Origin of the sequence: Kitasatospora sp. NPDC057542 (genome assembly GCF_042801945.1) — a bacterium.
Taxonomy (GTDB): domain Bacteria; phylum Actinomycetota; class Actinomycetes; order Streptomycetales; family Streptomycetaceae; genus Kitasatospora.
Map to the genome: position 1 here is coordinate 1 of NZ_JBHVFE010000338.1, position 10,135 is coordinate 10,135.

Sequence of the window (10,135 nt, forward strand, 5' to 3'; positions counted from 1 at the left end):
CTCCCCCACACGGAGTACAGCTTGGTCAGTGCGGTCTGCGTGATGTCCTCCGCGTGATGCCAGTCACCGCACATCAGATACGCCGTCCGCCGCAGATGCGGCAACCGCTCCTCGGCAAAACCGCGGAACTCCTCCAGGTCTGCGCTACGCACAGGGCGTGCCTCCGTTCGTCTCTGCCCACTCGACGGAGCGCACCCGGTGCCGGGATGTCACCGGTGGCGAAAAATTTCTGCCGATCTCGCGGGGCGGGGAGTTTTGCGGGCAGGGCGGGGGCGAGCGGACGGCATGGTTCTCCGGCGGCCGGGTTCACCTGATCGGGTGACAGGTCGCACGGCCGGGCGGGGCCCGAACTGTGGGGGTGGCAGCCCCGTGGGGCGGCCATGCCGGGGTGCCGCTCCCGGCCTCGCGGCGGCACCGGGCCGAGATCGCCGCACACCGCAGCCCCGTTCCCGCTCCCGCCCACCCCGAGCAGGAGCTCTGGGAGGCGCGCGTCCTGGCGGCCCTGCTCACCGAGTACGGATCGCACCGGCCGGCCGACACCGGCGGCCCCTACGGCATCGGCCGGGTGACGCTGCGTCCCGACGAGGTCGTCGTCCACGTCGCCCGGGCGCAGCCGGCGCGGTGGGCGCGGGCGTTGCTGCCCGTCCAGCGGAGCGGTGGCGGGTTGACCGGGGTGGGTGGGCTGCGGTGGAGCGCTGGTGTGAAGGATGTCGCCCTTCACCCGGCGGGTGCGCCGCAGCGGCGGATCCGCTTGGCCACGACGTTCGCCCGGGACTGCCACCGGGTCGTGGCCGGCGCGGTCCGGACGGGTGACCTGCTGCCGACCGACGCCGCTACGGCCCGCCGTTGACGGGCGGGAGGCGGCGGCCGAGTGGGCGCAGCGGGCGCGGGTGGTGCCGTGTGCTGGGGACTTGTCCGCGGTGCTGCGGCGGGTACTGCTGCTGGGGCATCGCGTGGGGCGGCCGTTTCACGGCGGGGCGGTGGAGACTGAACCCTTCCGACCGGTGAACTCCCCAGCCCGCGCACGGCACAGACCGACGTGACTGCCCGATGACCGGTGCCGAGAGAGCCACTCAAGGCATCAAGATCAATCTCGCCGATACTGACTGTTCCATTGGTCCCGGAGGCCGTAGATTTACCCCCATGCCCACGGCAGGGACAGCTGGAGGCACCTTTGCGGGACAGTTTTCCGATGGATTCTTTACGCGACTGGCACACGACACACATCCGGTGGACCTGATGTGCCTCTATCTGCTACATGGCTCGGTCGAACGGATCCCTGGCCTGTTGGTTGATCGGGAGACGCTGTCGTTCAAGCATCTAAGTCAGCATGTCCGGACTGTGAACCGCTCCAGCTATGACGACGCTGACACGTTCTCACTTTGCATCAAAAATAAGGTCCGCGGGCGGCTGTACGGCTTGGAGTTCAGAATCTATTTCATCGCCGGTGAGCCCTATGCCGAAACAGACCCCGACGCTCAGCATCGGCTGGAGTTGCGAGAAAAGACCTGAGCTCGTGGCCCACGAGACCGCCGGCGCAGTCAAGGTCTCCCTGCGACACACAGTCCCCCAGGGTTCTGCGATCCCGGGGGATCGGGCGGATCACAACCCACCTGGACAAACCGCTCGGAACCAGGGCGCTGAACGACGCCGCCGCAGGCAAGCCCATCATCCACTTCGATGAGCGCAACCTTCTCCGGCCCGCGTTCCTACCGGAGAACTACTACCGCTACCCCGCAGACAGGATGGTCCAATTGCCCGGCCTGGCCCCGCTCCCGGCCGACACCCCGGCCTGGGCCAGCGGGTACCGACTGGGAACGGGGCCCGAGATGTCGTCCCTGATTATCAGTCAGACTCTCCGGAGCCAGCACACCGCCAGCCGGCCGGGCCGCCCACATCAAGGGCCATCCTGCGACCATCACACAACCGGATCCTCATGACGGACCCCGCTCGCTGACGTGGTCCGACGGGACCTACACCTTCGTCGTCACCACCGGCGGTCCCCCACGGCTCGCGGACGAGGAACTCATCCACGTCGCAGAGAGCCTTGGAAGCTGACACCACGACGAAGTCTGGTGGAGCCGTCCTGCGAACCGGCCCCATCAGAGCCGAGACTGCACTGGTCAGGACAGGGCAACCTCGTCGGCGGCCGAGGCCAAGCCGAAGGTGTCGCGGGCGGACCGGTTCGCCCAGGGCCTGGCCGCGCTCGCTCAGTTCGTGGAGCGGGAGCGGCATCCCCTGGTGCCCCGTCCACACAAGGAGCCGGTGGAGGCCGTGGAGGCGGGGCCCGGGGGTGAGGAGCAGGTGGTGGTGTCGTACTTCGCGTGGGGACCCGGCTCAACAACCACAAGGCCCGTCGGGCGAAGCTGACGTCGTGAAGGAGCTCGCCAGCCGAACGGCGTGATGTACCGTCACGTCGCTCAGGCGAAGCGGGAGCTGCGCACTGGGCCGGCGGAGCGGCAGCGGTCGCGCGGACTGGTCAGCCAGCGAGGGGCGACCGCGCGGGCGAAGGCGGCCAGTGCCTCGTCCGGGTCGGCCGGGGTCTCGCCGTCGCCGGGGTCCGGGGTCGGGTCGGCAGAGCGGATGTCGGCCGCCAGTTCTTCGGCGGTCCGCTCGTCCGGCTCGCCGCCGAGCGGCTCCCAGGGTGCGAGGATCGTCTGGCCGAGCAGGCCGCAGACGTCGGCTGCGACGCCGGGCGCCTCGGTCCAGCAGGTCGCGTGCTCGTACAGCACCTCGCCCGGTGCGCGCCCGTTCAGGCGGGAGAGCAGTTCGTCGTCCACCTCGCTCAGGTCGTAGGCCACCACCACGGTGTTCGCCGTGCCCGGCCGGTAGGGCTGGACGGGCAGACCGAGCAGGTCGGCGGCGGCCAGGCCGAGCGCGCGGTCTGCGCGGCCGGGCAGCAGGGAGACCGAGTGCGGGCGCGTCCCGGTCGCCTCCAGGATTACCCGCAGCCGCTCCAGGCCTTCGCGGCAGAGCGCGTAGCTGTCCTGGAGGAAGGCGTAGCGGCCGGTCATCCCCGCGTCCCAGCCGTACGGGGACAGGGTGGTGAGCAGGCTGCCGGTGAGGGTGAAGTGCCAGGCGCGCAGGGCCTGGTGGTGGAGCGGGTCGGGGTCGCCGGGCTGCGCGGTGGCGGCGACGGCCGTGGCGCGGTCGAGGGAGCGGCGCAGCCGGTCGGCGGCGGGCTGCCACTGGCCGGCCTCGGCCGGCAGGCGGTCGAAGACGGTGCGGGCCACGGTGGCGTCGCCGGCCATCAGGGTGTTGTACGCGAGCAGGTAGCGCTCGGGCCAGTCGCGGAGCAGCGTGTCGTGGTCGCGCAGCAGGGTGACGGCCTCGGCGTGGCGTTCCTCGTCCTCAAGGGCGGTGGCGAGTTCGGCGATGATCGGAAGCCGCTGGTCGGCCCGGCCGCGGACCTTGGCGAGCAGGCCGCGCGGCGGTGCTTCGGCCGCGCGCAGAGCCTCGGTGAGGGCGGGGACGGCGAGGAAGGAGGCGCCGCGTCCGACGCAGGCGTAGCCGTACTGGTAGAGCGCGCCGGGGTGGGCGGGCTTGGCGACCAGGGTGCGGGCGGCCTCGACGAGGTCGTCGAAGCCGCCGTCGGCGGCCAGCCGCTCGACCAGCGGGGCCACCCGGGCGGCCGGCAGGTCACGTGCGACCGAGCGCAGTTCGCGCATCGCGGCGCCCGGGTCACCGGACTCCACGAGGCTCCAGGCAGTGTCCAGCGGGGTCGTCGTCACAGGGGTTTCCTCCAGGGCGGGTTGTTGTCGACGGGGAACGAAGGCGGGGGCGGCGTGGGCCACAGGTGGAGGGGCGCGTGGCGCCGGTGCGCCGACGGCGGGTGCGCGGTCGCGCACGTGGTCGCGGTGGTGGACGCGGCCGTGGCTGTGGTGGTGAACGTGGCAGGGCGCGGAACCGGGGTGGCGGAGGCCGGGGTGGCGGCCTGGCCGCAGCGGCTGAGCCGGGTACGGGCGCCCGGCGAGTGGTGGCACGGGGCCGGCCGCCGGTCGTCGGCGGCGGGTGGGGCTCACCTGCTCGGGCGGTGGCCGCCCTTCCTGTTGAGGTCGCGCATGGGGAGGATCATGTCCGAATGCCACTGCCCGCCGCAAGCCGATTGTTCGTCCGGCAGCCGCCGAACCGGGGCGTCGATGTCGATCCGACCGGGATGCACTGTGGGGGGTGTGACCACCGGCGGCTGAGGCACTGCTTCAGCACATCGACGTCCCCGTCGAGGCCGCTGGGGAGGCCGGCCGCTGACCGAAGCGGCGTGAACGACCGCCTCGGCGGGGTTGTTCACCCGTGGAGCCGTCGAACACCGGGGACACCCCCGCACAGGGAAGCCATTCCTCCCGGTGGCTACGGTAAAGCCGCGGGATTCCTGGCTGGATCGCGGTGAAGCGGTGAGAGTGCGGTTCCGTCTCGCGTAGGGGGTCGGGGGGGGCGGAGAGTGGTACGGAGGGGCGGGTGGCTGTCGGAAAGGCGTGATGATCATGGATCGGTACCCGCCCATCGCCGACCATGGCCTGGTGGGCGACCTGCAGACCGCTGCGATGGTCTCGGCACAGGGGGTGGTCGACTGGTTCGCGGCGCCCAGGTTCGACTCGCCCAGCGTGTTCGCCGCGCTGCTGGACCACGACCGCGGAGGCTACTTCCTGTTCGCGCCCGAGGAGCGCGGTGTCACCTGCAGGCAGCTGTACTACCCGGACACCGCGGTCCTGGTGACCCGGTTCATGTCCCCTGACGGGGTCGGCGAGATCTTCGACTTCATGCCGCCGGACCGGACGGGGACGCCCACCGACCGGCATGTGCTGGTGCGCGGGGTACGGGCCGTGCGCGGGACGGTGCGCTTCGTACTGGAGTGCCGACCGCGGTTCGACTACGGCCGGGCCTCCCACGAGCTGGAGCTTCGGGACGACGGCGCGGCCGTGTTCCGCGCTCCCGGTGTCACCGCGTACCTGCAGAGCACCTTTCCACTGCGGGCAAAGGCCACGGGCAGTGGCGCCGCCGGCCTGCGGGACGTCCACAGTGAGCTCGTCCTGAACACGGGCGAGGTGGCGGCCGCCGTGTTCACCGTCTGCGGGCCGGACGGGGAACCGCCGGAGCCCCCGACCCCGGACGGTGTCGTCGGAATGCTGTGGCAGACCGTGGAGTTCTGGCAACGCTGGGTGCGCCGCTCCCGGTACCGGGGCCGGTGGCCCGGCATGGTGAACCGTTCCGCCATCACGCTCAAACTGCTCACCTACGCCCCCACCGGCGCCCCGGTGGCCGCGGCCACCATGGGGCTGCCCGAACAGGTCGGTGGCGAACGGAACTGGGACTACCGCTACACCTGGGTGCGGGACGGCTCACTCTCAGTACGGGCGCTGCTCGACCTCGGGTTCGCCGAGGAGGCCGCGCAGTTCACCCACTGGCTGGGAGAGCGGCTGGGCGACCGGCTGCGGGGCCGAAAGGAGATCGTCGGCGAACCGCTGCAGATCATGTACCGGGTCGACGGCGACCCCGAGCTGACCGAAGAGATCCTCCCGCACCTGGAGGGATACCGCGGCTCGCGCCCCGTGCGGGCCGGGAACGCCGCCGCCGAACAGCTGCAACTGGACATCTACGGCGAGGCGCTCTACGCCCTGGCCGAGGGTCGCGAGGTCAGTATGCGGGCCAGCTACCACGGCTGGAAGAACCTGGCCCGGACACTGGACTGGCTCGCCGACTCCTGGGACCGCCCGGACGAGGGCGTCTGGGAGACCCGCGGCGGGCGCAACGACTTCACCTTCAGCCGGGTGATGTGCTGGACGGCCTTCGACCGCGGCCTTCGGCTCGCGTCCGACTACAGCCGCCCCGCCGACACCGCCCGCTGGACGGCGGCCCGCGACACCATCCTGGAACAAGTGATGGAACGCGCCTGGAACGCGAAGGAACAGGCCCTGACCCAGACCTACGGGAGCGACGTGCTCGACGCCTCGCTGCTGCTGATCCCCAGACTCGGCTTCCTCGCCCCCCAGACCGAGAGCTGGCTGTCGACGCTCGACGCGATGGACCGCACCCTGGTATCCGACAGCCTCGTCTACCGCTACGACCCAGCGGCCTCACCGGACGGCCTGCGCGGCTCGGAGGGCACCTTCAGCCTCTGCACCTTCCTCTACGTCGATGCCCTCGCCCGCGCCGGCCGGCTGCGCCCGGCGCGCTACGCCTTCGAGAAGATGCAGACCTACGCCAACCACGTCGGCCTCTTCGCCGAGGAGATCGGCCCCAGCGGCGAGCAACTGGGCAACTTCCCACAGGCGTTCACCCACCTGTCGCTGATCATGGCGGCCACCACCCTCGACCAGGCACTCGACGAGGCCCGCGCGCAGTACCAGGACGACTGACCGTTCCCGATCGGAGCGTGTCAGGAAGAAGTTGACTCTGTCGCACATTCCGTGGTGGCGAAGGGTGATGTCAGTCGCGCAGCGGGCTTCCGCCTCGTCACCTGCGGGCCGCGGGTACGCGGGCACTGCCGCCCAGGAGCTGACGGCGACGGCGGCCGACGGGCCGGACCGGGAGAGCAGCAGGCCGGGCATGGTCTGGCCGAGGACCGGCAGAGCGGGTCACACGATTCCGCGGGCCGCAGTGCAGGTGAGGGGGTCCGGGGATGCCCCGCCGGCCGCTTCGCGTGGGCGGTTCGGGTGGCCTGGAGGCGTTTCCGGTCCTCGCGGCGGGCCGCAACCGGAGGCCGCGCGGCGGCGTCCACCCGGATACGAACGGTCACCCGATCGCCGTACTCCTGGGGGGATTTCCGCACATGCCGATCAACGACGCCGTACCCGCGCCACCGCCGCCCGGCACCCTGACGCCCTGCCCGAGCTGCGCGCTGACCGACCAGGTCCGCAGCGTGCCGGCGGTCCACCTGGGCGAGCGGCGGAACGTCACCGTGCGCACCTTGGGCCGCGACGGCCGCACCGAGACCCGCGAAGAGGTCTCCGCCCTCGGCCGGGCCCTGGCACCCGCGCCGCCCGCCACCAGCACGGCGATCCAGACACTGACGGTCCTGGGCTTCGTGACGCTGATCGGGGCAGTCTTCACCTTCATCCAGGGCACCATGGCGCGCGACGCGCCCGTCCACCAGAAGCCCGACCTCTCGCCGCCGGACTGGGTGACGAAGCACCCGGGGTTCCCGAACGACTTCCCCACCGACCTCCTCCCGGGCGGCCTTGCCGAGGCCGCTCCGGCTTCCCCTGCACCGGCGGCCCCGCTCGCCGACGCGAACGACGCGCTGGTCCCGCTCTGGGGGTCATACCTGATCCTGGCCCTCTCGATCGCCCTCCTGGCGGGCGCGACCGCGCTGTTCCTCGCCAGACGGCGGCGTCTGGCGGGCCGCCCCCAGGCCGAACGGCTCTGGAACCAGGCCTGGTACTGCGCCCGTTGCGGCACCGCGCACTTCCCACCCACCGCCGGGCAGAGCACCGGGGCGCTCGGCCTCACGGAGTTCCGCAAGGCGGTCTGGACAGAAGGCGGCTACGGCGACCTCGCCGACCGGTACCGGCCGTAGACACGTGACAGGTCCCGCCAGGCCGGCCGCACCCCGTCGCGGCCGGCCGCCAGGACGAGAGACCATTCCCGCCCCACAAGCCAACAGGTCGCACTCCAGCTGCTCCTCGGCCTCCCGTTCCAGTCGTTCCTTGGCACCTGGGCTTGCTGGAGGGGCCCGTCGACCCGGACGCGGGGCCGGCAAGAGCCTGCGGCCGGGCGGGGTCACGCAGTGCTGGGCTACGGTCGCACCTGCCACGAACGGTCCGCCTCAGCGCGAGCCAATTCGGCGTCGTACTGACCCGCGTCAAAGTGGAACTCCGGCAGAGGGTAGGGATCGGGGTCGAGCGGAGACTGCCGCGGCATCTCCCAGTCCGACCACTGCACGATCCCCCCGAACCGCTGCACGACCACGGTCAGGAAGCCACAGCAGCCACCGGTGCACTCCGATTCCCCCAGTTCCAGGCGGCGCGCCTCGTCCGTCGCCCGAAGAGGGCTGGGGCGGCCCGCTGGCAGCACATCAGCCGCGTAAGGTTCGCGGCCGCCTTCGCGAACCGCCTCTCCGACCACGTCCTCGCCGTTGACCCGGAACCGCACCTGGGCAGCGAACCGGGGTCCCGGCGGCAACACCCCGATCTCCAAATGATCGAACATCAGAACACCCTATGGGGCCCGCTGACGTCGACGCACGGCCAATTCGACGCCTGGCCTCGGCCGTCCGGCGGACGGATCCACGAGGTGCCTCCCGCTCTCGTGAACATCGACCCCGGCCCGGGCGGGGCGCCTCCCGAAGTGGTGTACATCTGCCGTCAGAACCCGTGAACAGAACCAGGCGTGCCGTCGGTGCTGCGGCTGATCGCGCCATCGACGCCGAGGGTGGCGTTCCCGTGGGCGGTGGTCAGCAGTCGGACGGTCTCCGTCAGCAGGCGGGCGGCGTCGTGCAGGCCGGTGCGCATGCGGCGGATGGCACCGAGCCGGGTGTCGGCCGTGGTCGCCTTCTCGGCGGCCAGCGAGGCCGGCGCCCCGTCGCCAAGCCGCTCGCGGACCGCCAGCAGCGCCGTCACGGCGTCGACGACCTGGTGGCTCTGCTGGTTGTCCTGTGACAGGTGATCTTGGCCGTTCGCCAGGTGAGTGTGACCACCTGGTTCAGGACGCCGGGGCCGCCTCGATATCTGCAAAGGCCCCGTCGATACCGGCCTGTCGCCCATGCGGAACCGAGGTGCGCAGCCGCCGGATCGCTCGGAGGTTCTCCTCCCGGTGCTTGGCCGACTTCACCCAGGCCGGCAGCCGTTCCACCAGGCTCATCGAGCCGGGGGCCGCGGCACGCTCGCGAAGTCCGGCGCTGATGTAGCCCTGCAGCAGGTCGAGATGGGCGAGGTGGTACGCCCAGAGCTGCCGTCCGCCGCAGCAGTCCGTGACCAGCCAGAGCGGCAGCCCGAAGTACGGGTCGACAGGCCCGCCGAAGGCTCTGGAGCCCTGGAACTCGTCCTTGGCGTGACCACAGCCGCACCGCAGCCGTCGGCGGGTGTACTCCCGGACGCCGATCCAGCGGTGCTCGCACTCGCCCAGCCTTGCGAGAACGAGGGCGCAGCCCGCGCACTGCGGGCAACGGACGAGTACCTCGTCGGCGAACTCGTACACCGTGAACCCGGGGTCGGTGAAACGGCCCTTCATCATGCCCTCCGCACTGCCCGACGTCTTGCCCGGCGATCATCCCACCAGCCGCAGGGCACCCTGCCACGGTGCGCCTGCGGCACCCTGGGCCGAGCAGTCGAGATCACTTGGCAATCGGTCACGATCGCCTGTCGGAGAGCACTGGTCGGATGATCCGTCGGTGGTTCGTTGGAGCAGGTGCCGACCCAGGAGTCGGTGGCCGGTTCGGCACTCGGCCGGTTCTGGAGGACTTGTACGGCGACTTCGATGCGGCCGAGGTCGATGAGGCGCTGGGCCGGGATGGAACTGTTGGACGTCGGGTGCTGTTCGAGGACGGCGACGGCTACCTCGGTGCGGCCCGCCTCGGCAAGCAGGTCCGAGAGAGACCAGGCCGCGTACCAGGTGCCGCCTTCGGGGCGGGCCCGGGCCTGCTCGATCGCCTCGTCGGGCAGGCCGCAGTCAGCCGGCAACGGAGGCCGCATTCTGAAGAAGTCCCGCTCCTCCTCACCGTCAAGGCGTGCCTTGAGGGTGTCGAGGTAGGCCAGGCCCTCCTGGTCACGGCCGTGCTCGGCATACAGAGCGCACAGCGTGTCGACGACCCAGTCCTCCGCTCCGCCCAGGCAGTCCGCCAGGACCCGCATCACCGCGATCGTCTCGTCGCCCCGCCCGTGCAGGACCTGGCGGCCTGACCTGCCCTCGACCGGGTTCCGACGCCCGTGCGGGAGGGGCCGCGTGATCGCGGGCCTGCCGGTTCAGGCGATGACGAAGGCGACGGCGAGGAGGGCTGATCCGGGCGACGGCGGTGCGGCAGCCGGCTGCCGCTCTCCTCCTGGACCTTCGGCCTGGTGGTACGCCCCCTTCGAGGTGGTGGTCGCGGGGGCCCGCCGTTCCCGGGCCCGTCGAGGGATCGTCGTCCGCCGCGGCTGTGGACAGAGAAGTTGCGGAAAGTCCGTGGATTTCCTCCGGGGGAATTCGCCGGTCGGTCATAGAA

General features: G+C 71.4%; 9 protein-coding genes. 4 read left to right on the forward strand and 5 right to left on the reverse strand.

The features are described from left to right. Positions 1-358: 358 nt before the first annotated feature. Both ACFU7Y_RS31695 and ACFU7Y_RS31700 read left to right on the forward strand, forming a co-directional pair. Positions 359-850 (forward strand): hypothetical protein, encoded by a 492-nt coding sequence (locus ACFU7Y_RS31695; protein ID WP_224285006.1) that lies wholly within the window; start codon positions 359-361, stop codon positions 848-850. Positions 851-1,143: 293 nt separating this feature from the next. After that, entirely contained in the window at positions 1,144-1,512 is a 369-nt protein-coding gene (locus ACFU7Y_RS31700; protein ID WP_380770452.1) for a hypothetical protein, read from the forward strand. A 908-nt stretch (positions 1,513-2,420) separates the two neighbouring features. Here ACFU7Y_RS31700 and ACFU7Y_RS31705 read toward each other — a convergent pair. After that, a complete protein-coding gene (locus ACFU7Y_RS31705; protein WP_380770453.1) occupies positions 2,421-3,731 on the reverse strand; it encodes a hypothetical protein in 1,311 nt (436 codons plus the stop codon). A gap of 750 nt (positions 3,732-4,481) precedes the next feature. Here ACFU7Y_RS31705 and ACFU7Y_RS31710 point away from each other — a divergent pair. Beyond that, on the forward strand, positions 4,482-6,353 hold the full coding sequence (locus tag ACFU7Y_RS31710) for a glycoside hydrolase family 15 protein (protein WP_380770454.1): 1,872 nt from the start codon (positions 4,482-4,484) through the stop codon (positions 6,351-6,353). 413 nt (positions 6,354-6,766) lie between these two features. Continuing rightward, positions 6,767-7,513 carry a hypothetical protein gene (locus ACFU7Y_RS31715; RefSeq protein WP_380770455.1) on the forward strand — a complete coding sequence of 249 codons (747 nt, stop codon included), beginning with the start codon at positions 6,767-6,769 and terminating at the stop codon, positions 7,511-7,513. A gap of 218 nt (positions 7,514-7,731) precedes the next feature. Here ACFU7Y_RS31715 and ACFU7Y_RS31720 read toward each other — a convergent pair whose 3' ends face one another. The 4 genes from ACFU7Y_RS31720 to ACFU7Y_RS31735 all read right to left on the reverse strand — a co-directional run bounded on the left by ACFU7Y_RS31720 (position 7,732) and on the right by ACFU7Y_RS31735 (position 9,785). After that, on the reverse strand, positions 7,732-8,145 hold the full coding sequence (locus ACFU7Y_RS31720) for a hypothetical protein (RefSeq protein WP_380770456.1): 414 nt from the start codon (positions 8,143-8,145) through the stop codon (positions 7,732-7,734). A gap of 155 nt (positions 8,146-8,300) precedes the next feature. After that, positions 8,301-8,555, reverse strand: a complete 255-nt coding sequence (locus tag ACFU7Y_RS31725; RefSeq protein ID WP_224279844.1) for a hypothetical protein — start codon at positions 8,553-8,555, stop codon at positions 8,301-8,303. Positions 8,556-8,637: 82 nt separating this feature from the next. Beyond that, positions 8,638-9,168 (reverse strand): hypothetical protein, encoded by a 531-nt coding sequence (locus ACFU7Y_RS31730; RefSeq protein ID WP_224279842.1) that lies wholly within the window; start codon positions 9,166-9,168, stop codon positions 8,638-8,640. Continuing rightward, the gene (locus tag ACFU7Y_RS31735; protein WP_224279840.1) at positions 9,165-9,785 is read right to left on the reverse strand and encodes a hypothetical protein; all 621 of its coding nucleotides are present in this window, start codon (positions 9,783-9,785) and stop codon (positions 9,165-9,167) included. Before ACFU7Y_RS31735 ends, ACFU7Y_RS31730 begins: the two co-directional genes overlap by 4 nt. Positions 9,786-10,135: the final 350 nt, after the last annotated feature.